This window comes from Polaribacter sp. Z014, assembly GCF_023555435.1.
Taxonomy (GTDB): domain Bacteria; phylum Bacteroidota; class Bacteroidia; order Flavobacteriales; family Flavobacteriaceae; genus Polaribacter.
In genome coordinates this window covers 1-25,038 of record NZ_JALCZP010000012.1, presented here as the reverse complement: position 1 = coordinate 25,038, position 25,038 = coordinate 1, and the positions used below count along the sequence as shown (strand labels likewise).

The following is a 25,038-nucleotide window of genomic DNA, read 5'->3' as shown; positions in this document are numbered from 1 at the left end:
TGGAGCATAATCGCGATATAAATTTTAAGTAAAATTATACTATTTTTCGATTGAAAATACATTCGTATAAAAATATATTTATTTTTTTTAAAACTCAATATTTGGTGTTAACTTACTTATTAATAAGTATTAATACCTGTGTTTTTAGTCTTGTTTGAAAAACATAATTATTAGGAAGATAAAAATATCTTCGTTTTTATTTGAGTTTTCTCATGTTTTAAAAGAATAAAGTGTCTAATTTGTTTTAGAGCGATATTTGTTTGATTTTTTGCCCTAATTAGCCAATTATTCTATTGTTATTTTAATTGATGTTATTCGGCTATAGCTTCTTTAGAATAATATGGCTGATAAATCCTATTTTTAGAAAGTTGAAATTATTTCTTTAAAGAGCACTTTCTTTAATTTTTTGAATTTTATTGTTTTTTTAGCACTCAATTTTTAAGGCAAAAGATTAATTTGAAGAAATTTTGAGTGTTTTTTAGAAATAAACGAGGTTAAGTTGTCGTTTTAATTTTAAAAAGCAAAGATTATGTAGGTAACAAAATAATATCTGTTATTTTTGCGGTAACAAATTCTTAACATTGAGTAACACAAACAATACTTTTTTCGAGAGTGAATTTATCGCTCAAAACCAACAAGTTTTTCTCCCAATCTTAGAAGAAAAAAATATAGAGCTCTTTATAAAAAGAGAAGATTTAATACACCCTTTTGTATCAGGGAATAAATTTAGAAAATTAAAATACAATTTACTAGAAGCTAAAAAACTTAAAAAGAAGGCGGTCCTTACTTTTGGAGGTGCGTATTCTAATCATATTGTTGCAACTGCAGTTGCAGGTAAAATGGAAGGTCTAAAAACTTTTGGTATTATTAGAGGCGAGGAATTGGGTAAAAATCTAGAACAAACTTTAGAAGAAAATCCTACATTAAAGGTGGCACATGATCACGGAATGAAATTCCATTTTGTTTCTAGAGAATTATACAGACAAAAAACATCGTTTGGTTTCATTGAAAAAATGAAAAATAAATGGGGCGATTTTTATTTAATTCCGGAAGGTGGAACAAATTTTTTGGCAGTTAATGGTTGTGAAGAAATTTTAACAAAAGAAGATGCTCAATTTAATTATGTTTGTGCTGCAGTGGGTACTGGAGGTACGTTAGCGGGTTTAATAAAATCTTTAAAAAGGAAACAAAAAGTATTAGGTTTTCCTGCGTTAAAAGGAAATTTTTTATCCGAAGAAATAAAAAAATATACCATTAAAAATGATAATTGGAAATTACAAAAAGGGTATCATTTTGGTGGATATGCAAAATATGACGAGAATTTAATTTCTTTTATCAACGATTTTACAGATAAAACAGGTATTTTATTAGATCCTATTTATACAGGAAAAATGGTGTTTGGTATTGTAGATTTAATTAAAAAAGACTTTTTTGCAGAAGGGACTAAGATTTTAGCAATTCATACTGGAGGAATTCAGGGAATAGCGGGTTTTAACCAGATGTTAGAAAAGAAAAATGAGCAGATAATTAAAAGTGTATGAAATTAAGAGTAGTATTTTTTTGTGTTAGTGTATTAATTTTATCAAGTTGTGGTTCTAGTAAAAAAGCGAGTCAGAGTAAAACTAAAAAAAGCGCTGGTGTAGTTTTAAATGAATCAAAACCAGAGAAGTTACCTTCTGTAAATGAAAAAGAACTCACAAAAAAATTATTAAATAAAAACTCTAGTTTAAATAAACAGACATTAGCCTATATTAGAAAATATGCACCCATTTCTGTGAAAGAAATGCATGAAAATAAAATTCCTGCAAGTATTACTTTAGCGCAAGGAATTTTAGAATCTGGTAGAGGAAGAAGTGAGTTAGCTTTAAAATCAAATAATCATTTTGGTATAAAATGTCATACACAATGGCAGGGAGAACGCGTATATCATGATGATGATGAAAAAGGAGAGTGTTTTAGAAAATACCAATTTGTAGAAACGTCTTATGATGATCATTCTGCATTTTTAACAGAAAGAAAAAGATATTCTTTCTTATTTAATTATGGGGCTAAGGATTATAAACGATGGGCAAAAGGCTTAAAAAAAGCGGGTTATGCTACAGATAAACAATATCCAAATAAGCTTATAAGAATTATTGAAGATTATAAGTTATATGAATTTGATAAGGTAAAAAAGAAAGACTTTAAATTAGATGACAAAGCTACAGAAGTTGTAGAAAAGGAGGTGAACTCCAAAAATAGTATTGCAAAATATTATGAAGTTACAAAAGGAGATACGCTATATTCTATAGCCAGAAAATTTAATACAACTGTTGCCTTAATTAAAGAAGTTAATGGCTTAAAAGATAATGTTATTTCTATAGGACAACACTTGTTAATACAATAATTCTTTTATTTAGAGTTTGGTTTAATTAATAAAACATTTCCCATTCAAGAATTTAAGAGAAGTCCTAATTAAATAAAGAATACTGTCTAATAAATATTTTTAAATGGAAGCACATAAAAAAATGAATATTGCAGTTGTTTTTATTTTATTGATATTAGGTCTATTTATATTATTGGTTATTAATGATAACCCCATATCTTGGAAAATTCCAGAAACTTTTATTTTGGGACTACCCATATTATTCCTAATATCTCTAGTACTATCTATAATTTCATTTCGGATTAATAAAAATAAAACGGCTATTGTAACTGGCGTAATTTCAAGTATATTTCTGACCTTAACACTATTAGTTACCATATATTTAATGAGCTATACTTACAGTCACTAAGTATTTTAAATTTGAAAATAAGTTAAATTATTGATTTTCTATAATTCAAAAATAACTAAAGCCAACATAATATAAAAGATAGGTTAGATCTAGGTTTAATTGAAAAGCCCGTACTTATTTATATTTAGTTAAGTTATAAACTGAAACAATAGTGCTTATAACCTGCCTTACGTTTTTTATACAAATCGCTAGTTTTCTACCAATTGCTTTAGTATTTTTTCTACACCAAAATTATCATTGCTATCTGTAGCGTAATTAGCAATTTCGGTAATGTCTTTATGTGCATTTTTCATAGAAAAACTAAAGTCGGCCTCTTTAAGCATTTCTATATCATTATGGTAATCACCAAAAACCATGGTTTCTTCTTTAGTGATGTTTAAAATTTGTTGTACCTTTTTTAAAGCATTTCCTTTATTTGCTTTTTTATCAGAAATATCTAACCAGTTTTTTCCGGAAATTTTAATTAATAAGTCTTTATCAAAATCCTTTATGATTGGGTAAATATATTTTTCTGAAGAAGTAAAATGATAAATGGCTATTTTTAAGAAGTCTTCTTTGTCTACAATGCTAGATAAATCATCAACAATTGTGTATTTATTATAATATTCTTGAAATAAATCAATAAATTTTTGATTTTTAGTATCTATAAAAGCACCATTTTTTCCACACAAAACAACGTGAGAATTATCTATACTTTGTAGTAGTGGAAGTATTTTTTTAATTTTATCTGCAGAAAGTAAATTTAAGACTAATAAGTCGTCGTTTTTTTTAGCAATACCACCGTTTTCTGCAATTATAAAAATATCTTTTTTAATGGCATCTAATTTAGAAACTATACTATTGTATTGTCTTCCGCTTGCGGCACAAAAAATAATATTTTTCTTTTTTAGTTGTTCAAATAATTCAAAGAATAAATTGCTTACTTCTCCTTTGGAGTTTAGTAGTGTTCCGTCCATGTCAGAAACTACTAATTTTACTTTAGATAAATTCATTGTACTCTAAATGGGTATGAAATTTATAAGATTTTTTTAGTAGAATTTCTTTCAACCAAATCTGTTTTTATAATAACAGTTTCATGTTTTTTCTTAACTTTAGACTTGTCTTCTAATCTATTGATAAGCATTTCTGCAGCAGTAGCTCCCATAATTTCTCCATGTTGGCTAACAGTAGTCATTCTTGGGCTAGAGTGTCTGGCTAAGATTCCGTTAGAAAAAGAAATAACAGAAAACTTTTCTGGAATTTTATGCCCTAGTTTTATAGCTACTTTCATAGCAGCAATAGCAGAAGCTTCATCTGTGGCGATAACACTGTCTATGGTGTTGTTTTTAAAAATAGGAGTTAAAATTTCTTCATAATTTTTATAGTTGTCGTCTATGTTTATGATTAGATTCTTTTCTGCTTTAATATTGTAATCTTCTAAACCTTTTAAATATCCTAATTGTCTTCTTCTTCCAATTTCTAAATTATTCATCGTAGAAATAAAGGCAATGTTTTTATGGCCAGATTTCACTAAATAAGAAACAGTACTTCTAGCACTATCAAAATTATCAGTTACTACTTTGTCACACTTTAATTTATCTGCAACTCTGTCAAACATTACAATTGGTGTGTCATTATTTAATACTTCTTGAAAATGTTTAAAATCTCCTTTAGAAATAGTTTCTTCTGCAAGAGACAAGATAAAACCATCTATACTTCCGTTAGAAAGCATTTCTATAGTTTCTACTTCTTTCTTAAAAGATTCGTTAGAAATACATGATATTATTTTGTACCCTCTATCATTTGCAACTTTTTCTATTCCGTTAAAAACTTGTGCAAAGAAATAGTTTAACATATTAGGAATTATAATTCCAATCGTTTTTGTCTGTCTATTTTTTAAACTAAGTGCATTAAAGTTGGGTTTGTAATTTTTTTCTTTAGCGTATTTTTGAATTTTTTCTTTAGTACTTACGCTAATTTCGTAACTGTCATTAAGAGCCTTAGAAACAGTAGAAATAGAAACATTAAATTCTTTAGCAATGTCTTTTATGGTAAGTCTTTTCATATATATATCAAAAAAATTAATGACTAAAATACAAAATTCTCGGAATATAAAGGCAAAAATTGATTATTTTACAATTTTATAATGTTTAAAGTTTTTACGAAGCTCAAAAACAAGGAATATATAAAGTATAAGGTACTCTAAACCAACAAACCATAAATTTTCTTTCCAAGGAGTATTTGCGTACGCTTGATAACTGAAAATGATTACTAGAGTCCATATAATTGGAAAACGATATCTAGTAAATACTGATAAAATTAATGGTGTTGCTAAATACCAAGGGTGCACTGTGGTTGCTGTAAAATAATAAAAACACAAGCCAAATAATAATGCGGTTATTAATTGAATCATTGATTTGTTTTTTCTAAAAAAAGTAATAATTACAAGAAATAAAATGGTAAGAATTGGTGTTATTTTACCAATAATTGCAATCTCATTATACCCTCTAAATAAGTAACCAATTTCTCTAAAAATGAAATAAAAGCTTGCGTTAAATTCAAAGTTTTTGAACCATAAACCTACAGAATTGGCATAGTTTTCAATAAATTCTGATGAATAAAAAGGGAGAAATAAAAGGATAATGGTTGTAAATGTGATAGCGTAAAAACCTATTAATTTAGTGATTCCAGTGAAGGCAGAATTCCATTTGTTCTTTCTTTGCTCATAAGATTGCTTCATTTTGTTGGTAATGCCATTATAATCTACAAACCATTGAAAAAATAAAGGTAAAAATAAAAGCGGAATTAATTTTACGGAAACGGAACAAGCTAAAAGTATAGCTGCCAAAACCCATTTTTGTTGCTTTAGTTTGTATAAGCTCCAAATTAAGAAAAATAACATCACAGGTTCAAAATGTAAATTCCCAGTCATTTCTATAATGATAAAAGGATTTAGAGCGTACCAAAAAATGTTTTTAACAGGTAGATTTAATTGTAATAATAATTTTTTACCGAAGTAAAGAATCCCAAGATCAGCAAGAATTATAATCAATCTTAAAACAACTACAGAACCAAATATACTTTTATTAGCAAACAACGCAGCAATTAAAAAACAAAGTTGATTTATTGGAGGATAATTGGTGTAATGACTTCCGTTCATTTCTCCCATTCCAGCATATAAGTTAGTTGTTTCTGCTATAGGATGAAGGCCTTGTTGAATATACGTTTCGGGTAAGGATAAATAGGGGTTAAAACCTTCTAGGATCATGCGTCCATCCCAAATAAAACGATAAAAATCTTGAGATAAATTGGGGATAGCGAAGAGGAAAATCAACCTAAAAAGAATAACTAATCCAATTAAAGTTGAGGTGTTTATGGTTTTGCTTTTTATTAATAAGTAAGAACATCCAAAAAGAGAAAACCATAAAAAGAGAAGGTTGTTAAATGCTGTTCTTTCTAAAAAATAGGCAAAAATAAAATATAATAGTGCGCTAATTAAAATTAGTAAAACATCTTTGTATTTTGTAAAAAACGACATTAAGCTTTAGAAAATATAGATTTAAAAAAGACGTAACTAAAACCTATAAAAAGCATAAAATGAAAAGGAAATAAACCAAAATCTCCACCTTGGTTTCCAACAACAAATGCACTGTACATACCAAAGACAAAATAAATTGCTAATAAACCTTCTAAAATAACATGAAAAGAGGGTTTTTTAGAAATGTATTTATTGCTTTTCCATTCTCCTTTTATTCCACCAATATTGAATTTTGGAGTTCTTATAAATTCACTTTTTTTACCTAAATGACCTTCTAAAACAGCAATTGTATTGTGTAATGAAAATCCCATTGCAACAGAAAAGAAAGTGAAGAATGATCCAATGTATTTTATAAATTTGACAAATCCTCCGCCATAAATAGCTTTGAACATAAACCAATAGCAAACAAAAAAGATTAAAGAGCTTATTACAAAAAAGCTCATTACATAGAAATAAACCTTTAAGTGTTCATATTCATTTTTTATGTACAACATTGGTACGCTTAAAACAGCAACCAAAAAAATACACGTAAACATAGAGCTGTTTAATAAATGCAATAAACTATGAATTTTAGTTTTAAAAGAAACGTTTTTGCTTTTAATAACACGTTTCATCATTTTCTGAAAATTCTCTGCGCCACCTTTGTTCCATCTAAATTGTTGAGACCTTGCAGCACTAATAACTACCGGTAACTCTGCAGGTGTAACTACATTTTCTAAGTATTTAAATTTCCAATTTTTTAGTTGTGCTCTGTAGCTTAAATCTAAGTCTTCTGTAAGCGTGTCTCCCTGCCAATTACCAGCATCGTAAATACACTCTTTTCTCCATACGCCAGCTGTACCGTTAAAGTTGATAAAATGACCTTGACTATTTCTACCCACTTGCTCTAAGGTAAAGTGTGCATCTAAAGCAAAAGCTTGAATTTTTGTAAGTGTAGAATAATTTCTGTTGATATGACCCCAACGAGTTTGAACCACTCCAATTTTTGGGTCTTTAAAATACGGAACCGTTTGGTATAACCAATCTGGTTGTGGTAAAAAATCTGCATCAAAAATAGCGATGAATTCTCCTTTGGCAATTTTTAAACCTTCTTTTAAGGCGCCTGCTTTAAAACCTTGTCTATTGGTTCTTTTGATATGCTGAATATCTAATCCTTGTGCTTGAATTTCTTTGATTAGTTTTGCGGTAATTTCTACAGATTCATCTGTAGAATCATCTAAAACTTGAATTTCTAGCTTTTCTCTTGGATACTCTATTTTTGCAATGTTTTTTAACAATCGATCCATTACATACAATTCGTTATAAACGGGCAATTGTATGGTTATAAACGGAATTTCTTTTGAATTTGAAAAGTCGAATTTTTCTGAACTATCTTCTTTTTTTCTAGCTTTTAAGTAGTTAAACAGCAGGTTTAATTGCGCTAAAGCGTACATGAAAATAAGCAATAACGAAATTGAATAAATCACTATAATTATGTATTCTATAACCACTATTTAAAACTGTATTTAAAAATCCAACCTAATATTTTTACTCCTGCAAAGATACTTCCTTTTACCGTACCAGATACTTTAGAAATGCCTATTCTGTTTCTATATTTAACAGGAATTTCTACATAACTTAATTTTTGTTTTAATGCTTTTAACTGCATTTCAACGGTCCATCCATAAGTTTTATCTTCCATGTTTAAAGCCAATAATTTATCATATTTAATAGCTCTAAAAGGACCTAAATCTGTAAATTTTGCACCGAAAAATAACTTCATTAAAAAAGTAGCCAACCAATTACCAAAAATTTGTTGAGGCGTCATAGAACCATGTTCTCTTAATTCTTTAACCCGAGAACCAATTACAAAATCGATATTGTCATTTACAATAGGGTAAATAATTTCTGTTAATTGTGCTGGGTAATCGGAATAATCTCCGTCTAAAAAAACAATAATTTCTGGTGTTGTTTTTTGTTGATGAATATATTCCATTCCTTTTAAACAGGCATAGCCGTATCCTTTTCTGTTTTCAGTTAAAACAGTAGCTCCTGCATTTTTTGCATTTATTTCTGTATTATCTGTAGAATTGTTACTAATAACAATAACCTCATCTACTATTTTAGGTATGTCGTTAATAACATTTACTATAGAATCTTGCTCGTTATAAGCAGGAATAATAACTTTTATTATAGGTTTTATCATCTTAAATCATTGAGACTGTTTTCATTTCTAAAGGATGAAAAGTCTGTCCATTCTTTTATTTTTTTATTGTTTTTGTACTTTGATGCTTTTATCAGTTTTCGATTTTTATAGATCAAACAAAAACCGTTTTTTTGATTATTTTTAAGTTGACATTTATGGTTTATTTGTCCTTTTTTATCGTAAAATAACCACCAATCGTTTTTAATTCCTTTTGTAAAATGTCCTTCTTTTTCTTTTGATAAATTTTCGCTGTAAAAATACCAATAATTGGTTTCTAAATTATTAGTAAAATGCCCTTCTTTCTTGATATTTCCGTTTTTATAATAAAATTTCCAAAAGGCAGTTTTTTGATCATTTAAAACCCAACCTTCTTCTTTTAGTATTCCGTTTTTGAAATATTCTTTCATATATTTTTTCTGACCAAAAAGCATCAACGAAAAAAAGAGAAAAGAAAGAATAGGTAAATTTTTCATTTTGTTAAGTTATTGCGCAGAGATTCGCGGAGTTTTCTCAGAGATTCACAGAGTTATATCGATTAAAAAAAATGATGAATTGGTTAATGTAAACTGAGATTACCAACTGAATACTGTTTTTACGGACTACTTATTTTTGATTCACTAAATCCATTAAATCAACATCATTACCTAATAAAATTTCTGTCGGATTAATTCTACCGTCTTCTGGTCCGTTTTCTAATTTTAGAACGCCTCTTGGACAAACTGCAGAACAAACTCCACAACCTACACAACTAGAACGGACAATGTTTTCTCCTTTTTGCGCATAAGATCTAACATCAATTCCTTGTTCACAATAGGTAGAGCAGTTTCCACAAGAAATACATTGTCCACCATTTGTGGTAATTCTAAATCTCGATTTAAAACGTTGAATAAAACCTAAATATGCTGCTAAAGGACAACCAAAACGACACCAAACTCTGTTACCGAAAATAGGATAGAAGCCAGTACCAATTACACCCGCAAAAATAGCACCGATTAAAAAGCCATAAATATCTTGAATTGTTTGTGTTTTAATTCCTAAAACAGTGTCTGCACCAGAGAAGAAGGTGTACAAAGCAAAACCAGTCATCACTAAAACAAAAACTAAAACAGAATGAATAATGATACGTTCTGCTCTCCAAGAAAGAAGTGTTTTACTAGAGTTTTGTCTGTAAGGATCTCCTAATGTTTCTGCCAAACCACCACAGCCACAAACCCAAGAACAGTACCATCTTTTTCCGAAGAAATAAACCATAACAGGCACAACTACAATAGTTAATACCACTCCCCAAACTAGAATAAATAAACCAAAACCTCCACTAGCAAGCAGTTCGTCTAAGTTCCATTTAAAGAAGAAATCGTAATCTAATGGAAACGCATTTTTAAAATCGTACCAAGGTTTTTCGAAACGGACTAAAATTTCCGGAATTAAAAAAGCAAACACAATTTGAAAAAATAAAACAGAAGTAGTTCTTAATATTTGGTATTTATTATGACGGTATTTTATATACATTCTTACAGCCATCACAGTCATAACAACACAGTATAAATAACCATATAAAAACCATTGACCCGCAGGATTTCCACTAAGAGATTTACTAATTGGATCTACTAAATACACCCAGTTTACAATAAAATCTGGATAAAAATAAAGTAGAATATAAAAAGTTACTAAAAAGATAAACGTAAACCAACCAATCCAACCGCGGTTGGTCGCTGCATTTAAGAAGATTCCATCGTTTTTGATACCTGGTTTTCCTAGTAAAATAACATCAGGAACAATAAATAGCAGAGCACCGATAATACCTAAACCAAATGTTAGAAACCAAGCCAATCCTGTATTATCTGCGGCAAAACCTTTTCCAGACCTTTTAGCGAGTTCAAAACTGATACTATGTGGTTTTCCAAAGATTTTATATTGAAATTGTTTTCCTTTTTCGTCCCAATTTTTTGCTGCATCAAATTTTGCAATCAATGCATCATAATGGTTGTTAGAGGTTTCAATAGCATTTATAACGCCACTAGAAAATTCGAAAATGTTTAAGTTGTCTTCAGTAACAATAGCTTTAGAAAGTTCGTCTTTTATAATTTCGCTTTTATAACCTTTTTCTTTAATAAAGGTATCTAATTCTGTTTGTGTTGTATTAAAAGAGCCAGTAAAAACGGTAGCTATAAAGAAGGTTAATCCTGCTAAGAAGATAATTAAACCAGATTGTTTTATAAGTTTCATTTAGTTTTGTGTTTCCCGCAAGGTTTCAAAGACCTTGTAGGTATTAGTTATTATTGTGCTTTAGAAATTTACAAAGTTTTAAAAACCTTGCAGGTTGATGTGTTTAAACTTTAGCGAAAATGCGTTTCCAACTTTTCTTTTTTGGTTGAATATTGGTGTTATTTTCGGTGTTGAATTTGGCTAAAATTTCAGCTTCATGTAGTTTAAAAAATTCAGGATCAAAATTAGCATCGGCTAAAAACTCTAATACATGTTCTATAGATTTGTTTTCGGTTAACCATTTGTCAAAAATTTCATGACGCATTCTAATTCCGAAGGTATTGATGCCTAAAAATTTATTAGTGTTTTTATCAAAAGAAATGGTAATACATTTATTTTCTGTAGGATGTTGCCATTGAAAATACGCTTCGTTTTCTTGTTTCCCTTTTTCACTAAAAACCCAACCGTAGGTTTGATATTCGATGTCTAAAAACTTTGCAGAGTTAAACCAATGTCCTGGTTTATAGGCTGTTTTATTATTACAGATGGTTTGTGCTAAAGTTTCTCCCATCATTCTTCCTGTATACCAAACGGCTTCAATATTTCTACGTTGTCCTATTGCTTCGTGCTGTTCTGCACAATCGCCAATGGCATAAATGTCTTTTATATTGGTTTCTAAAAAACGATTTACTTTTACACCTCTTCCTAATTCTATTCCAGATTCTTTTAGGAAATCGATATTAGGTGTAACCCCAGCGGTTAATCCCACTACGTTACAAGGAATTTCTTCACCCGTTTCTTCAATAATAATAGATTTTACACGTCCGTTTTCATCCGATTTAATTTCTTTTAAATTGGTGCTTAAGCGCAAATCTATATGATGTTCTTTAATGTGCTTGTTAATCATTTCAGATTCTTGTGCAGGTAAAACACCGTTCCAAAAACTATCTTCTCTTACTAAAAAAGTAACAGGTATTTTTCTGCTTCTTAGCATTTCTGCCAATTCAATACCAATTAATCCTCCACCAACAATTACAGCACGTTTACACGTTTTATTATCGGGAGCATATTTTTCTAATTTTTCTAAATCTTGTTTATGGTACATACCCAATGTACCTTCTAGGTCTTGACCAGGCCATCCAAACTTATTTGGTTTAGAGCCCGTTGCAATAATTAATTGATCGTAAGAAAGAGTAGAAGAATCTTTAAATTCCAATTCTTTTTTATCAGTATCTACCTTACTAACGAAACCTTCTCTAAGTTCAATTCTGTTTTTTTTCCAAAACCAATTTTCATAAGGTTGTGTGTGTTCAAACTTCATGTGTCCCATATAAACATACATTAGGGCTGTTCTAGAAAAGAAATATTTTGTTTCTGCAGAAACAATAGTTATTTTATTGTCAGAGTTTTTTCTGATGTGTCTTGCTGCAGTAACTCCAGAAATTCCGTTACCAATTATTACAATATGTTTCATAGGATGATTAATTCTTGGGGGTTAAGTCGAAGCTAAAGTTAAGAACTTAAATAGAAACATTAATTTAGAATGGATATAAATAAGTTTTTTAAGGTTTACAAAAAAAAACATCATGATTTTTAAGAGAGAATGGAAACATACTTTATACAAAGTTTTAACATTGGTTTAAGAGCATTGTTTTTATAAAAAACTATTTTCGGGGCTTTATGAAAACATATAAATTCCTTTTTTTATTGCTGATATTTATTCAGCTATCTTGTAATAGTCAGCAAAAAAAAATAAACGGATTAAGTTTTGTTGCATCAAGAGATCAGATAGATACAACACATACTAATTCTGTTTTAAAAGCACAAAGCAATTATGTTGCATTGATGCCTTTTGGTTTTATAAGAGATTTATCATCACCAGAAGTCATTCACAATACAAGCAGACAATGGTTTGGAGAAACTAAAAATGGCTTGTTACAATATGCAAATGAATTTAAAAAGAAAAATGTAAAGGTGATGGTGAAACCCCAGCTTTGGGTTGGTCGTGGACAATTTACGGGACATATAGAAATGAATTCTGAAGAAAAATGGACTATTTTAGAAAAATCATATTCAGAATTTATATTAGCGTATGCAAAATCTGCACAACAAATTAATGCAGGAATACTTTGTATTGGTACAGAATTAGGTAAGTTTGTAATAAACAGGCCAGAATATTGGAGAAAACTTATTAAAGAAATAAGAAAAATTTATACAGGTAAATTAACCTATGCTGCAAATTGGGACGAATATAAACATATTGATATCTGGAAAGATTTAGACTTTATTGGTATAGATGCCTATTTTCCTTTAAGCGATAAAAAAACACCTTCTATTAAAGATTTCGAAATAGGTTGGCAATCTCATAAAAAAGAAATTTCTCAGGTTCAAAAGCAATTTAATATCCCCGTTTTATTTACAGAATTTGGGTATAGAAGTGTAGATTTTACAGGCAAAGAACCTTGGGATGCAAATAGAGTAGAGGGGCAGGTAAATTTAGATGCACAAGTAAACGGTTTGCAAGCAATACATAATGAGTTTTGGAAAGAAGATTGGTTTGCAGGTGGTTTTGTTTGGAAATGGTTTCACGCTTATGATAAAGTGGGAGGAGAAAAAGATAATAGATTTACACCTCAAAATAAACCAGCACAAGCTGTTCTTAGAAAACTATATCAGCAAAAATAGAATTTTAAAACATGACCAATATCTTATATAATTCTTTAATTAGTTGTTAAATTTGTATTTTTAACAGATATATCCACCACTATCATGAAAAAAATAATTGTACCCATAGATTTTTCTAAATATTCTGAGTTTGCTTTAAAAACAGCAGCATTGCTAGCTAAAAAATACAATGCAACTGTGTATGCAATGCACATGTTAGATATGCAAGAGGTTTCTTTAACAGAAAGTGAAGACAATCAACAAGAAAAAGCCATATTTTTCTTAAAATTAGCAGAAAAAAAGTTTAAAGATTTTCTTAAAAAAGATTATTTAGAAGGAATAAAAATTATTCCTATTATAAAACATTTTAAAGTATTTAGTGAGATAAACGAAATAGCAGAAGAAATAAAAGCAGATCTTATTATTATGGGCTCTCAGGGTACTGGAGGGGTAAAAGGATTTTTTATAGGTTCTAATACAGAAAAAGTGGTAAGATTTTCTAATTTGCCGGTTTTGGTGATTAAAAATGAAATGGTAAATGCCGATTTTTCTGATATTGTTGTGGCAACAGATTTCTCTGAAGAAAGTATACCTGCATTTAATAGAATGCTAAAAGCATTAGATTTTTTAAATGCTCAAAAACATATTTTATACGTGAATTTGCCAAATGAAGAGTTTAAAACAACTACAGAAATGGAAAGAATGGCAAATAATTTTTTACTAAAAGCAGAAGGAGATGTGCATAGAATGATTAATGTAAACTATGTTTGCGATAGAACTATTGAAAAAGGAATTCTTAGTTTTTCGAATGCTGTAGGTGCAGATTTAATTTCTGTAATTACACATGGTAGACAAGGATTATCGCATATTTTTGCAGGAAGTGTTGCAGAGGATGTTGCAAATCATTCTACCTTGCCAATTATTACTATTAAAATTTAAATATAGATGACCATTAAAAATTTCCTGATTACAGTTTTTATTCCCTTTTTTCTCTTTTCATGTACAGAAGATAATGACATTACTGTTCCAAGAAATTTACAGGAATATATAGAGGCCTCGTCAAATACAGATTCAGGAGACTTTTTTGCATATGCGGCAAGTGCTAGCGGTAGCACAAGTACTACTTATATTTATACAGCACCAGAAACAGGTGCCACAGATATTAGATATTATGAGGCAGATATCCCAGAGGTAGGTCAACCAGACCTTTCTAATTACAGAAGACAGAACCTAACTGCAAAGGATGTTTTTGAAGGAGAATTGAAGCGTTTTACAAGATCAGATTCCGAAGAAAAATGGTGCTTAGTTACCTATATGTTAGATGGTGAATTGCATAAATCGAATCCAATTCGTTTAAAAAATGTAACAAACCCAACAAGTTGGACGGATGAAGTTTCTATTGAATTTCCAACTACATTAAATCCAAAATTCACTTGGTCAGATTTTGGAGTGGATGACAATACAATTTATTTTGAATCAATTTCTGAAGTAGATGATGATACTTTTGTGTCAGGTACATATACTTTAGATAAAACGTTTCAGTATTTTGATACTTCTAATGTAGAGAGCTCTCTAAATACTTCTAAAACTCCGGATGATTTGGTAGAAGATACTGAGTATCTTTTTACAATGATGGCAATTAGTGATGATTATTGGGTAAATACCGTAATTTTAGAAACATTTGTACCAAGAAATTTAGAAGAATATGTAGCTTTAAATTCATCAAAAACAATTGAAAGTGCATTGGCTTTTGCGGCTAGTAGTAGTGGTTCTAAAAGTCTTTCTTATATTTATTATGATTTCTTAACAGGTTCTTCTGCCATGAGGTATTATGAAACAGACAATACCTTGGTAGGTAAAAATGATTTTTCTAATTATAGAAGAAAAATGCTGAAAGATGAAGCTGTTTATGGAGGAAAACTAAGAAGGTACAATAGAACAGATGATGCAGAAAGTTGGTGTATTATTACGTATGTTATTGGTGAAACATTGCATATTTCTAATCCAGTAAAAATTAAAAATCAAAATAGGCCTACAGAATGGTTTACGGATCTTACCATAGATGCTTCGGAATCATTAATGCCGAAATTTACATGGGCAGATGGAGCTTATAAAGAAAATGTTCAATATTTAGAAATAGTTACAGATTCTGATAGTGATCTTTTATCAGGTACTTTTACAGAAGATAAAATGTTTCAGTATTATGATACTTCTAATGTAACTTCAAAAATAAATTTAGAGACTCCAGCGGCATTAATTTTAAATGAAGATTATAAAATTACTGTAATGGGTTTAAGTGATGATTTTTGGGTGAATTTGATGATTCAAGAAAACTTTACTGCAGAATAGTTGAGTTTAAAAGATTTCTAAAAGTTAAGATTGATAAATAGTAATCTAAATTTAATCTAACAATTCTAGTTTTTTTATAAAAACACTTAGTTTTGCCAAAAACAAAATTAAGATGAGAACTTTTGCAATTGGAGATATTCATGGAGGCTTAAAAGCATTAATTCAGGTATTAAATAAACTTGAATTAAAAGATGGTGATAAAATCATTTTCATGGGAGATTATGTAGATGGTTGGAGTCAATCTGCGCAAGTTGTACAACTATTATTAGAATTAGCTCAAAAATTCGAGTGTGTTTTTATCAAAGGAAATCATGATGTTTGGTGCCAGAATTGGTTAAAAAATGAGAAGGATGTAAATCCTACTTGGTTTTTACACGGAGGTAAAGAAACCATGGAAAGTTATGCCGATTTTTCATCCGAAGAAAAAAAACAACACTTAACTTTTTTCGAGAATTTACCATTATATCATATAGATACAGAAAATAGGTTGTTTTTACATGCTGGTTTTACTTCTTTACACGGTGTAGAAAAAGAGCAGTTTCAAAAGCTGTTTTATTTAGATAGATCTTTGTGGGAGATGCTTTTAGCCTTAGATTCTAGAATAGAGAAAAATTCTTTATTTTATCCTAAAAGAATACAACATTATAAGGAAATTTACATAGGTCATACACCTACCACAAACTATAATGAGCCAAACCCAATAAACATTGCAAATGTTTGGAATATTGATACCGGTGCTGCTTTTAAAGGAAAAGTGACTGGTTTAAATATTGATACCAAAGAGTTTGTACAAAGTGATGATTTGCCAAGTTTGTACCCTAATGAAAAAGGGAGAAATAAGTAATTTTTATGTTGCTTATGGTTTAGCTTGTCCTTACGAATGAGGAACGATTTGGAAATCCTTTATTTGGTATTGCTATTTAGTAACAAGAATACACTGATTTTTCAATACAAAAAAAGGCTTAAGAAACATTCATTTTCATGTTTCTTAAACCTTTTTTAATACTTAATATATACTTTAATTATTTATCTTTCTTCGGATGTACTAATGTCATTTCATCAATTAAATGAGTTGCTCCGGCATATTTATCAACAATAAATAATACATATCTCACATCTACCATGATGTTTCTACAAATCTCAGGATCGTAGTTCATATCACTCATGGTTCCTTCCCAAACTCTGTCAAAATTTAAACCAATTAAGTTTCCTTCCGCATCTATTGCAGGGCTTCCAGAGTTTCCACCTGTGGTGTGATTTGTACCTAAAAAACAAACGGGAACTTTACCATTTTTATCTGTATACTGTCCGTAATCTTTCGTTTTGTATAATTCACGTAATTTCTTTGGAACATCAAACTCATAATCTCCAGGAATATATTTTTCTATAACTCCATCTAAATAACTCACCGGATTGTAGTAAACGGCATCTCTTGGTGCGTAGCCTCTAACTTGTCCGTACGTTACACGTAAAGTACTGTTTGCATCCGGAAAATAGCGTGCGTTTGGCAACGCTTCCATCAATGCTTTTATATAGGTTTTTTGCAAGGCTAAAATGGGTTCATTTTTTTGTTGATACTCTTTGTTAATAGCATTGTAGAATGCTTCAATCATTGGTTTTGCATATTGATAAGCAGCATCTTTATTTAATTTTTTAAGCACCTTTTTGGCATTTCCATCAAACAATTTTAAAGAAGTATCTAAGTTTGTGAAAGCCGTTTTTTCATAAATACTAGCATCAACATTTTTGTTGTAAAAAGGCATCACATTTTTAAAAACACCTTTATCTACGCTAACATCATAATTTTTATGAATCCCTTTTAAAGTGTTTTCTATGGCAACTTTAGCTTTGTCAAAAGAAGTAGGATCTTTTTTAACAGCTTGTTCAAATTGATACGCTCTAAAGGTCATTGACATTAATTCATTGGTAACTAAAAAGACCTCAATAAAGTTTCTTCTTTTAATATTTATAGGCCCAAAATCTTTATACAAACGATCAAATTCAGGGAGAATATTACCATACTTTTCAGTTAAGTTTTTTTCTGCCAACGCTTTTGTAAAGGTAGCTTCAAAGTCTTGTCTTTTTTCTACGGCATTACTTTTTTGAATTCCTAAATTTTCTCCAATCCATTTTTTCCAATAATTTGCTATTCTAGCTTGTTTAGAAGCATATTTGATACGAATTTCATCACTCGTTTTCATTTTTGCGTCAATTACTTTTAAAGCAGCTTCTCTAATGGCAATATTTGTTGGGTTGTATTCTTGTGTAATATGCTTAACGGCAACTGCAGGTAAATATTCATCTGTACTACCAGGAAAACCAAATACTAAGGTAAAATCTCCTTCTTCTACACCGTCTAAAGAAACGGGTAAAAAGTGTTTTGGTTTGTATGGCACATTATCTTTGCTATATTTTGCAGGATGATTATTTGCATCAGCATAAATTCTGAACATCGAAAAATCACCAGTATGTCTAGGGAAAACCCAATTATCTGTGTCGCTACCAAATTTACCGATACTTGTTGGAGGTGCACCTACTAAACGAATATCGTTAAAACGTTCTGTGATAAACAAAAAGAATTGATTTCCTTTAAAGAATGATTTTATTTTGGTATGTTGCCAAGGCTCTTTGGTAATTGTCTTTTGTAAAGCATTGCCATTTTTTGTGATGATAGCTTGTTTTTCTTTTTCCGTTAACGAATCATTAATACCTTGGAGAACAGTATCTGTTACGTCTTCAATTTTAACAATAAACTCAATATATAAACCTGGGTTTGGTAATTCTTCTTCTAAATTCATCGCCCAAAAACCATCTTTTAAATAATCATTTTCTAAAGTAGAATGCGCTTGAATTTGCCCAAAACCACAATGATGATTGGTTAAAACTAAACCTTTTGGAGAAATAATTTCACTAGTACAACCTCCATTAAAATGCCCAATAGCATCTTTTAAACTAGAATTGTTGACGTCGTAAATGTCTTTTGCTGTTAATTTACTTCCTAAAGAAGTCATTTCTTGCTCATTCATTCCTTCTAAAAGAGACGGAATCCACATACCTCCTTGTTGTGCAGAAACTTGAACAAATAGGAATAAAAACAGTATTTTAATATATTTCATATTGATAAAAATTAAGAACGATAAAGATACAAAAAGGGTTACTTTTTACCTAGAGGATATATTTCTTGATGTATAAAATCTTCAGGAAATTGGTTTTCATCATCAAAGCCTAATTCGATATCTCTACCAGAATACGGAATGTAATTTGTTTTAAAAATGTAATCCCAAATACTTAATGTAATTCCGAAGTTAACACCATTTTTTCTGTCTTTTGGTAATTCTTTTACATGATGCCAAATATGCATTTTCGGGTTGTTTAAAATATATTTTAACCAACCGTAATCCCAATTAATATTTGCATGATTTAAATGCCCTATGGTAATATTAAAAAAATGAACAAAAACAACATCTTGAGCAGAAAATCCGCCAATAATAGCCAACGGAATGTATTTTATAGAATTGTAAACCACAGGCTCCATCCAATGATAACGTAAGTGTGCCGCAAAGCCCATTTCTTTTACAGAGTGATGCACTTTATGGAAATTCCAAAGAAACTCAAAAGTATGTAATAGTCTGTGCGTCCACCATTGTACAAAATCTACCACAATAAAAAAGATAAAAATTCTAGCCCAAAAAGGAAGGTTGTTAATTTCTATCAATTGAAAATTGGTAATAGACAAACCTACAATTCCTAAAAGATCATCAAACAATTGTGCTGCAGAGTTAGATAGTGCAATCAATACAATTAAATTTAATAAAAAGAAATTGAAAAACATGTAAAAGGTATCCAGCCAAAAGTCTTTTCTAAAAATAGACTGATTTTTTCGCCAAGGAAAAATAATTTCTAACCCCCAAACAACCAATGAAATAATAATCAATCCATAGAAATAGTTCTCCCAGTTGAGTTCCATTAAAACAGATTGTTTTACGTAATTCCAATAATCGGAATAAGAGTTTTTTATGATGTCTAGGTATTTGTTCATTTTTTAGAGATAAAGATTTTTCAAGCTTTTAAATCTGAATGGGTTGGTCATGAATTAATATTAATACTTACAGTTAAACCTTATCTTTACAAAGATAAAATTTCAGTTAGATTTAAGTTTGATGGCCTTTTTTTATTATAATAAACAGCAAAAAATGTTATTTATAACAAGGCAAAAATACTCAACTAAGTTAGATATTTTGTAATAAAGAAAAAAAGAATATAGTAAGTCTTAAGACAAAATAAAGCAATAACCCCATGTATAACATACATATAGAAGACAGTTCTGGAGTTTTAAGTACATTGACTTTTGAACCCAACAAAACACAAAATTTAATGGTCTTTATTGTGGATGCTTTGGCAGAAGATATTGGCGATTGTAGAGGAAGAGCTTGGTGCGGTACTTGTATGGTACAGCAATTAAAAGGTGCTTTTAAAAGCAATAAAATAGGGGATGAGCAGACTATATTAAACAAATACTCAGAATATTTTAATACGCGTTTGGCATGTCAAATTTTTCTAAACGCAGACTTACATGAAACTACCTGGAAGGTTTTAGATTCTAGACAATTTATGTAGCCTGCTTTTATATAACATAGAAGTTAAAGTTCTTTAATTACTTCCTTAAACAATGCAATCATTTTGGGTTCTGCTTTACCGGCAATCGCTATAATTTCTACGATATCTACAGGTTGTAAATTTTTAGGGTCGCACTCATCCGTTAACACAGAAATAGCTGCACAAGGCAAGTTCAGTTGTTTTGCAACAATTACTTCTGGCACAGTACTCATACCAACAGCATCCGTTTCTAAAATTTGTAACATTCTGTATTCGGCTCTCGTTTCTAATTGCGGACCTAATAAACTTGTATAAACTCCTTGATGTAGTAAAATGTTTTGTTCTTTAGCAATGGCACTAATTTTGGCATTAATATCTTTTGAGTATGGCTCTAACATATCTGCAAAAATGTTACCAAAAGTATTGGCTCTTTGAAAAGCTAAAGGAGAGCTTCCTTGTAAATTAATGTGATCTTCAATCAGCATTAAATCTCCTCTTTTATAGTTGAGGTTTATTGCTCCTGCAGCGTTAGATATTAGTAGGTTTTGAATGCCTAAACCGTGCATGGTTCTAATTCCGTAAGTTACTTCCCACGGATTATAACCTTCGTATAAATGAAAACGTCCTGCCATTACAAGTACCTTTTTACCAGATAATTCTCCGTAAATTAATTTACCAGAATGAGACTCTACAGTGGCTACCGGAAAATTTGGAATATCGGAATACGAAATTTCTTTTTCTATTGAAATTTCGTCCACTAGTTTTCCTAATCCTGTTCCTAAAACAATTCCTATTTCTGGATTTGTAATTCCGTTTGATTTTAAAAAATCGATGGTTTCTTGTAATTGTTGTTTTTTCATTTATGCTGAATTTAGTTCAGTATCTGTTGTCTGGTCGAGTGTAGTAGAGAACTGAATAATGTTACCTCTCGCCCGCACTCGAGGGAAATTTTGTTATTTTAAAAATTGTGCAAATGCAGGATGATGCTCGATGTCTTCAAAAACATCAACATCATTTAATGTTGGTAACAAAAATACTGCTTTATCTTGTAAATCTGCTAAGGTATCTTTTCTAACTGAAGCCGTCCCCCAATCTTTGTTTTTAAAGATGTTTTCTTGCAAAGAATTCATACCTAAAAGATAATAACCACCATCTTCTGCAGGTCCTAAAACTACATCATTAGAGTTTAGTTGGTCGAATGCATTTTCTATGTTTTCTGATGTTAAATCATATAAATCGCTGCCAATAATCATTACTTTTTTATAACCAGCATCAAAACTATTTTTAAAAGCATTTAACATTCTAATGCCTAAATCTTCTCCAACTTGTTGGTGTTTTTGATAGCTATTTGCATCCCAAATATCGTTTTCTCTAATTTTTACAGAATAATAAACCGCTTTATCTGATGTTACTTTAGAAGTTACTTCTTTCGTTTTATCTAATAAGAATTTATAGATTTCTAAGGCAGTTTTATCACCAACTATTTTAGCTAAACGTGTTTTTGCTTTGCCTAACTCCGGATTTCTGGTGAAGATTAATAATAAATTTTCACTATTTGATTTTTTTAACATGATTAAATAAAGATAATATTGTCGTTGAAAAATTACCACAGAATTACTTATCCTATGTTTCTATGTGATAAGAATTTTTTATAGTGTTGTTAACACAAGAGTGATCACTGAAAACTGTTACTGTACACTGCAAACTTATTTAAAATACACAACAGTGATCACTGAAAACTGCAACTGTCTACTGCAGACTTATTCATAAACCTTTTCTCCTTTAAAAAGCCATTTGCTCCATTTTTTATTAAAAGTATGGATTTTCTCTGTGGTATTCCCTAAAGTATCAAGGACCTGATAATTATTGTTTTTCCACTCAAAAATTCCGCCATATAAATTAAAAACGTTTGTATACCCTTTTTCAATTAATTGATGTGCAATAATTTCAGAACGGATACCTAATGAACAATACACTACAATTTTTGCGCTTTTGTCTTCTGGTAGTTTTTCTAAAGTTTTATGGATATTAAAATGATTAAAACCTACAAGAATAGCGTTTTTTAAATGACTGACTTTATATTCTTTTTCTTCTCTAGCATCTAAAAGAATAGCATTTCTAGTTGCTAATGTATCTACAGAAATATAAGGAACATTGTTTTTGTTGAATTTGTTCAATAATTTATCCAACTTCTTTTGTGCAGATAATGTTGATGTTATCAGGAGAAAAAGAATTAAAATTTTCTTCATTTTATACTTATTTGTTCCTTTGGTAGATGCTATTTGAATTTAATTTCTAGAGCTATTTTTTTAGAGTTTTCTGAAAAGGTAAGCAGCTTGTATTAATTTATAAAGTTAAAGTTATTTTATACAATTGTAAAATCTTTTTTATAACACGCAACAAAGAACTTGTTCTTAGGTTCTTTGTTGCGTGTTATAATATTTTTTATGAAAAATAAAAATACTATTTTCCGTTTAAAGTCCAATCATATTTTAAATAACTAATTTTAGCTTTTGGGCTGATTTTAGTTTCTGAATACGTATTTAAAAAATCGATAATTGAACCGTTTTTTATAAAATCTTCTTTAAACCAATTGAAAATAGAAGATATTTGAATGTTGTTTTCTGTAATTTTATTTCTCGAAGTATCGTTTACAAAACCTTTCATTAAATGCGTTAATTCTGCTTCTACATTTTGTTCTGTAAATGCTTTGTTCCCTAATTTTGGACAAGAACCAGAAGCACAATTTACACCAACATGTATTTTTGGATCTGAGAATTTTTTTCTTAAAATGGTATGTTCTATATGATCTAAAGTATAGGTTTTTCCGCCAACTTTAGCAAACGGAATTTTCCAAGCTATGAGCCCGTTTTGTTTGATGTCTGTAATACTTTTTAAAGGATAATTGTCTAAAATTATTTTAATAGTATAGGCATTGTAGGCATTAATCCAAAAGGCTTTTTGTTTGTTTTTTGACCATGAATTATCTGGAGTCGTTTTTTCTAAATAAGAGAGATAATTGTTTAATTCTGATGGATTTTGTTTCAGAGATTTGTAATCTACAATTCCGTTTTTGGTAACATTTTTTTGCAATAAATCGTTAAATATTGATGTTTGCGCATTTGTATTGGATAATGTAAAAAGAGTAACTATTACTAAAAGAATTTTTTTCATTGTTTTGTGTTTTCTAAATATATAGACGAATTTTTTTTAAGTTGATTACAAATAATAACTGAAAATTTGGTTATTTGGTATTGCTTTTAAGATATTTTCTTAATACTTATTTGCTACCTTTTAATTACAAATAGTTTGCATACAAGTTTAGCCCCGATTGCAGTACTTCGACTACGCTCAGTATAAACTAATGTTTGAGCTCTTTTTTATGCTGTTTCTGAATAAAAAAAGCGAGTGCCTTTCGACGGCGCTCAAGATAAACTCCTAGCGGGATTAGCTTCTAATAAAAATGATTATTTTTGCAAACAATTAAACGAATAAACAACTACACAAAAATACAATTTATGAAAGCATATATTTTTCCGGGTCAAGGAGCGCAATTTACAGGAATGGGATTGGATTTATACGAAAAGTCTGCATTGGCGCAAGAATACTTTGAAAAAGCAAACAAGATTTTAGGGTTCTCGATTACAGATATTATGTTTGAAGGAACGGCGGAACAGTTGAAAGAAACGAAAGTTACGCAGCCGGCAATCTTTTTACACTCGGTAATTTTAGCAAAAGTTTTAGGCGATTCTTTTCAGCCAGAAATGGTTGCAGGACATTCTTTGGGAGAATTATCTGCCTTGGTTGCAAACGGAGTTTTAACTTTTGAAGATGGTTTGAAATTGGTTTCTAAACGTGCTTTGGCAATGCAAAAAGCATGTGAAGCAGCCCCAAGTACCATGGCGGCAGTTTTAGGATTGGCAGATGATGTAGTTGAAGACACCTGTGCAGAAATTGATGGAGTAGTGGTGGCAGCAAATTACAATTGCCCAGGACAGTTAGTAATTTCTGGAGAAGTTGCTGCAGTACAAAAAGCTTGTGAAGTTTTAACGGAAAAAGGAGCAAGAAGAGCGTTGTTATTACCTGTTGGGGGTGCATTTCATTCGCCAATGATGGAGCCTGCAAGAGCAGAATTAGCTGCGGCAATTGAAGCGACTGTATTTAGCAAACCTACTTGTGCTGTATACCAAAATGTGGTTGCGAAGGCGGTTACGAGTCCGGATGAAATTAAAGAAAACTTAATTGCACAGTTAACGGCGCCAGTAAAATGGACGCAATGTATACAAGCAATGATTGCTGATGGTGGAACGGAATTTATTGAAGTTGGACCTGGTAAAGTGTTACAGGGTTTAATGCGTAAAATTGATAGATCTGTGGCTGCTTCTGGAGCTGCTTTGGCTGAGTAGATTTTAACGAAATATTTTATATTAAAAAAACGAACTTGTGAGTGTTCGTTTTTTTTTGTGATTATTGGATTCGTTAACGGGGTAGAATAACCAAAGTTGCGGTTTTGAAACCGTAATTTTCCGATGTTTAAATTTAATATTATTTTGTTTTAGAAACATTCTAATTTATTGAATTAAGCAATTTTTGACACATTGTTGGCTTTTAGTGCTTTTCAATCAAATCGGTTTGTAAATTTAGTTCAGATTTCGGATCAACACAAAAAGTTGTGGAGTAAAATAAAAAGGAAGAACTTTGACTTTAAAATTATTTCTATTTTGGATACTTCAATTGAACTTGCTAAA

Annotated in this window: 22 protein-coding genes; 8 read left to right on the top strand and 14 right to left on the bottom strand. The window is 30.1% G+C overall.

Features of this window, described 5'->3' with window-relative positions:
• Positions 1–581 precede the first annotated feature (581 nt).
• Complete coding sequence (locus MPF19_RS13165) at positions 582–1,541, top strand: 1-aminocyclopropane-1-carboxylate deaminase/D-cysteine desulfhydrase (protein ID WP_203394160.1); 960 nt, start codon at positions 582–584, stop codon at positions 1,539–1,541.
• Positions 1,538–2,386 (top strand): glucosaminidase domain-containing protein, encoded by an 849-nt coding sequence (locus MPF19_RS13160; protein WP_249988588.1) that lies wholly within the window; start codon positions 1,538–1,540, stop codon positions 2,384–2,386. Before MPF19_RS13165 ends, MPF19_RS13160 begins: the two co-directional genes overlap by 4 nt.
• A 576-nt stretch (positions 2,387–2,962) precedes the next feature.
• Here the strand turns inward: MPF19_RS13160 and MPF19_RS13155 are convergent.
• From MPF19_RS13155 to MPF19_RS13120, 8 genes are all read right to left on the bottom strand, one after another.
• The gene (locus MPF19_RS13155) at positions 2,963–3,766 is read right to left on the bottom strand and encodes an HAD family hydrolase (protein WP_249988587.1); all 804 of its coding nucleotides are present in this window, start codon (positions 3,764–3,766) and stop codon (positions 2,963–2,965) included.
• Between the two features lie 23 nt (positions 3,767–3,789).
• On the bottom strand, positions 3,790–4,818 hold the full coding sequence (locus MPF19_RS13150) for a LacI family DNA-binding transcriptional regulator (RefSeq protein ID WP_203394157.1): 1,029 nt from the start codon (positions 4,816–4,818) through the stop codon (positions 3,790–3,792).
• Positions 4,819–4,881: 63 nt separating this feature from the next.
• Positions 4,882–6,291: an MptA/MptB family glycosyltransferase gene (locus MPF19_RS13145; RefSeq protein ID WP_249988586.1), complete on the bottom strand. Its 1,410-nt coding sequence runs from the start codon at positions 6,289–6,291 to the stop codon at positions 4,882–4,884.
• Positions 6,291–7,724: a cellulose synthase family protein gene (locus tag MPF19_RS13140; protein ID WP_284041517.1), complete on the bottom strand. Its 1,434-nt coding sequence runs from the start codon at positions 7,722–7,724 to the stop codon at positions 6,291–6,293. The genes MPF19_RS13145 and MPF19_RS13140 overlap by 1 nt, the downstream gene beginning before the upstream one ends.
• Before the next feature lie 56 nt (positions 7,725–7,780).
• The gene (locus MPF19_RS13135; protein ID WP_203394154.1) at positions 7,781–8,476 is read right to left on the bottom strand and encodes a glycosyltransferase family 2 protein; all 696 of its coding nucleotides are present in this window, start codon (positions 8,474–8,476) and stop codon (positions 7,781–7,783) included.
• A complete protein-coding gene (locus MPF19_RS13130; protein WP_203394153.1) occupies positions 8,473–8,949 on the bottom strand; it encodes a toxin-antitoxin system YwqK family antitoxin in 477 nt (158 codons plus the stop codon). The genes MPF19_RS13135 and MPF19_RS13130 overlap by 4 nt, the downstream gene beginning before the upstream one ends.
• A 130-nt stretch (positions 8,950–9,079) precedes the next feature.
• Entirely contained in the window at positions 9,080–10,702 is a 1,623-nt protein-coding gene (locus MPF19_RS13125) for a 4Fe-4S binding protein (protein WP_203394152.1), read from the bottom strand.
• A 103-nt stretch (positions 10,703–10,805) separates the two neighbouring features.
• Entirely contained in the window at positions 10,806–12,155 is a 1,350-nt protein-coding gene (locus MPF19_RS13120; protein WP_249988585.1) for an NAD(P)/FAD-dependent oxidoreductase, read from the bottom strand.
• 206 nt (positions 12,156–12,361) lie between these two features.
• Between MPF19_RS13120 and MPF19_RS13115 the strand changes: the two genes are divergently transcribed.
• The 4 genes from MPF19_RS13115 (at position 12,362) to MPF19_RS13100 (ending at position 16,538) form a co-directional block, all read left to right on the top strand.
• Positions 12,362–13,366 carry a glycoside hydrolase family 113 gene (locus MPF19_RS13115; protein ID WP_249988584.1) on the top strand — a complete coding sequence of 335 codons (1,005 nt, stop codon included), beginning with the start codon at positions 12,362–12,364 and terminating at the stop codon, positions 13,364–13,366.
• Positions 13,367–13,450: 84 nt separating this feature from the next.
• The gene (locus tag MPF19_RS13110; protein ID WP_203394149.1) at positions 13,451–14,284 is read left to right on the top strand and encodes a universal stress protein; all 834 of its coding nucleotides are present in this window, start codon (positions 13,451–13,453) and stop codon (positions 14,282–14,284) included.
• A gap of 6 nt (positions 14,285–14,290) precedes the next feature.
• Positions 14,291–15,694, top strand: a complete 1,404-nt coding sequence (locus MPF19_RS13105; RefSeq protein ID WP_249988583.1) for a hypothetical protein — start codon at positions 14,291–14,293, stop codon at positions 15,692–15,694.
• Positions 15,695–15,806: 112 nt separating this feature from the next.
• The gene (locus MPF19_RS13100) at positions 15,807–16,538 is read left to right on the top strand and encodes a metallophosphoesterase family protein (protein WP_249988582.1); all 732 of its coding nucleotides are present in this window, start codon (positions 15,807–15,809) and stop codon (positions 16,536–16,538) included.
• A gap of 178 nt (positions 16,539–16,716) precedes the next feature.
• On the opposite strand, the gene MPF19_RS13095 is transcribed toward MPF19_RS13100, so the two are convergent.
• Together MPF19_RS13095 and MPF19_RS13090 are read right to left on the bottom strand one after the other, a co-directional pair.
• Complete coding sequence (locus tag MPF19_RS13095; RefSeq protein ID WP_249988581.1) at positions 16,717–18,810, bottom strand: S46 family peptidase; 2,094 nt, start codon at positions 18,808–18,810, stop codon at positions 16,717–16,719.
• Between the two features lie 38 nt (positions 18,811–18,848).
• Complete coding sequence (locus MPF19_RS13090; RefSeq protein ID WP_249988580.1) at positions 18,849–19,733, bottom strand: sterol desaturase family protein; 885 nt, start codon at positions 19,731–19,733, stop codon at positions 18,849–18,851.
• Between the two features lie 257 nt (positions 19,734–19,990).
• Here MPF19_RS13090 and MPF19_RS13085 point away from each other — a divergent pair, with 257 nt between their 5' ends.
• Complete coding sequence (locus tag MPF19_RS13085) at positions 19,991–20,311, top strand: 2Fe-2S iron-sulfur cluster-binding protein (RefSeq protein WP_249988579.1); 321 nt, start codon at positions 19,991–19,993, stop codon at positions 20,309–20,311.
• 23 nt (positions 20,312–20,334) lie between these two features.
• On the opposite strand, the gene MPF19_RS13080 is transcribed toward MPF19_RS13085, so the two are convergent.
• From MPF19_RS13080 to MPF19_RS13065, 4 genes are all read right to left on the bottom strand, one after another.
• A complete protein-coding gene (locus MPF19_RS13080) occupies positions 20,335–21,150 on the bottom strand; it encodes a purine-nucleoside phosphorylase (protein WP_249988578.1) in 816 nt (271 codons plus the stop codon).
• A 93-nt stretch (positions 21,151–21,243) separates the two neighbouring features.
• Complete coding sequence (locus tag MPF19_RS13075; protein ID WP_249988577.1) at positions 21,244–21,861, bottom strand: TIGR04282 family arsenosugar biosynthesis glycosyltransferase; 618 nt, start codon at positions 21,859–21,861, stop codon at positions 21,244–21,246.
• Positions 21,862–22,050: 189 nt separating this feature from the next.
• The gene (locus tag MPF19_RS13070) at positions 22,051–22,539 is read right to left on the bottom strand and encodes a rhodanese-like domain-containing protein (RefSeq protein ID WP_203394141.1); all 489 of its coding nucleotides are present in this window, start codon (positions 22,537–22,539) and stop codon (positions 22,051–22,053) included.
• Between the two features lie 214 nt (positions 22,540–22,753).
• Entirely contained in the window at positions 22,754–23,464 is a 711-nt protein-coding gene (locus MPF19_RS13065) for a DUF547 domain-containing protein (RefSeq protein WP_249988576.1), read from the bottom strand.
• Positions 23,465–23,808: 344 nt separating this feature from the next.
• Between MPF19_RS13065 and fabD the strand changes: the two genes are divergently transcribed.
• Positions 23,809–24,696 (top strand): ACP S-malonyltransferase, encoded by an 888-nt coding sequence (gene fabD / locus MPF19_RS13060; RefSeq protein ID WP_203394139.1) that lies wholly within the window; start codon positions 23,809–23,811, stop codon positions 24,694–24,696.
• Positions 24,697–25,038: the final 342 nt, after the last annotated feature.

Coding starts and splice junctions, on each gene's coding strand:
- MPF19_RS13155 (WP_249988587.1), bottom strand. CDS start 3,766: ATGAATTTATCTAAAGTAAAATTAGTAGTTTCTGACATGGACGGAACA.
- MPF19_RS13085 (WP_249988579.1), top strand. CDS start 19,991: ATGTATAACATACATATAGAAGACAGTTCTGGAGTTTTAAGTACATTG.
- MPF19_RS13120 (WP_249988585.1), bottom strand. CDS start 12,155: ATGAAACATATTGTAATAATTGGTAACGGAATTTCTGGAGTTACTGCA.
- MPF19_RS13100 (WP_249988582.1), top strand. CDS start 15,807: ATGAGAACTTTTGCAATTGGAGATATTCATGGAGGCTTAAAAGCATTA.
- MPF19_RS13145 (WP_249988586.1), bottom strand. CDS start 6,291: ATGTCGTTTTTTACAAAATACAAAGATGTTTTACTAATTTTAATTAGC.
- MPF19_RS13080 (WP_249988578.1), bottom strand. CDS start 21,150: ATGAAAAAACAACAATTACAAGAAACCATCGATTTTTTAAAATCAAAC.
- MPF19_RS13110 (WP_203394149.1), top strand. CDS start 13,451: ATGAAAAAAATAATTGTACCCATAGATTTTTCTAAATATTCTGAGTTT.
- MPF19_RS13075 (WP_249988577.1), bottom strand. CDS start 21,861: ATGTTAAAAAAATCAAATAGTGAAAATTTATTATTAATCTTCACCAGA.
- MPF19_RS13130 (WP_203394153.1), bottom strand. CDS start 8,949: ATGAAAAATTTACCTATTCTTTCTTTTCTCTTTTTTTCGTTGATGCTT.
- MPF19_RS13140 (WP_284041517.1), bottom strand. CDS start 7,724: ATGTACGCTTTAGCGCAATTAAACCTGCTGTTTAACTACTTAAAAGCT.
- MPF19_RS13095 (WP_249988581.1), bottom strand. CDS start 18,810: ATGAAATATATTAAAATACTGTTTTTATTCCTATTTGTTCAAGTTTCT.
- MPF19_RS13160 (WP_249988588.1), top strand. CDS start 1,538: ATGAAATTAAGAGTAGTATTTTTTTGTGTTAGTGTATTAATTTTATCA.
- MPF19_RS13105 (WP_249988583.1), top strand. CDS start 14,291: ATGACCATTAAAAATTTCCTGATTACAGTTTTTATTCCCTTTTTTCTC.
- fabD (WP_203394139.1), top strand. CDS start 23,809: ATGAAAGCATATATTTTTCCGGGTCAAGGAGCGCAATTTACAGGAATG.
- MPF19_RS13135 (WP_203394154.1), bottom strand. CDS start 8,476: ATGATAAAACCTATAATAAAAGTTATTATTCCTGCTTATAACGAGCAA.
- MPF19_RS13125 (WP_203394152.1), bottom strand. CDS start 10,702: ATGAAACTTATAAAACAATCTGGTTTAATTATCTTCTTAGCAGGATTA.
- MPF19_RS13150 (WP_203394157.1), bottom strand. CDS start 4,818: ATGAAAAGACTTACCATAAAAGACATTGCTAAAGAATTTAATGTTTCT.
- MPF19_RS13090 (WP_249988580.1), bottom strand. CDS start 19,733: ATGAACAAATACCTAGACATCATAAAAAACTCTTATTCCGATTATTGG.
- MPF19_RS13070 (WP_203394141.1), bottom strand. CDS start 22,539: ATGAAGAAAATTTTAATTCTTTTTCTCCTGATAACATCAACATTATCT.
- MPF19_RS13115 (WP_249988584.1), top strand. CDS start 12,362: ATGAAAACATATAAATTCCTTTTTTTATTGCTGATATTTATTCAGCTA.
- MPF19_RS13065 (WP_249988576.1), bottom strand. CDS start 23,464: ATGAAAAAAATTCTTTTAGTAATAGTTACTCTTTTTACATTATCCAAT.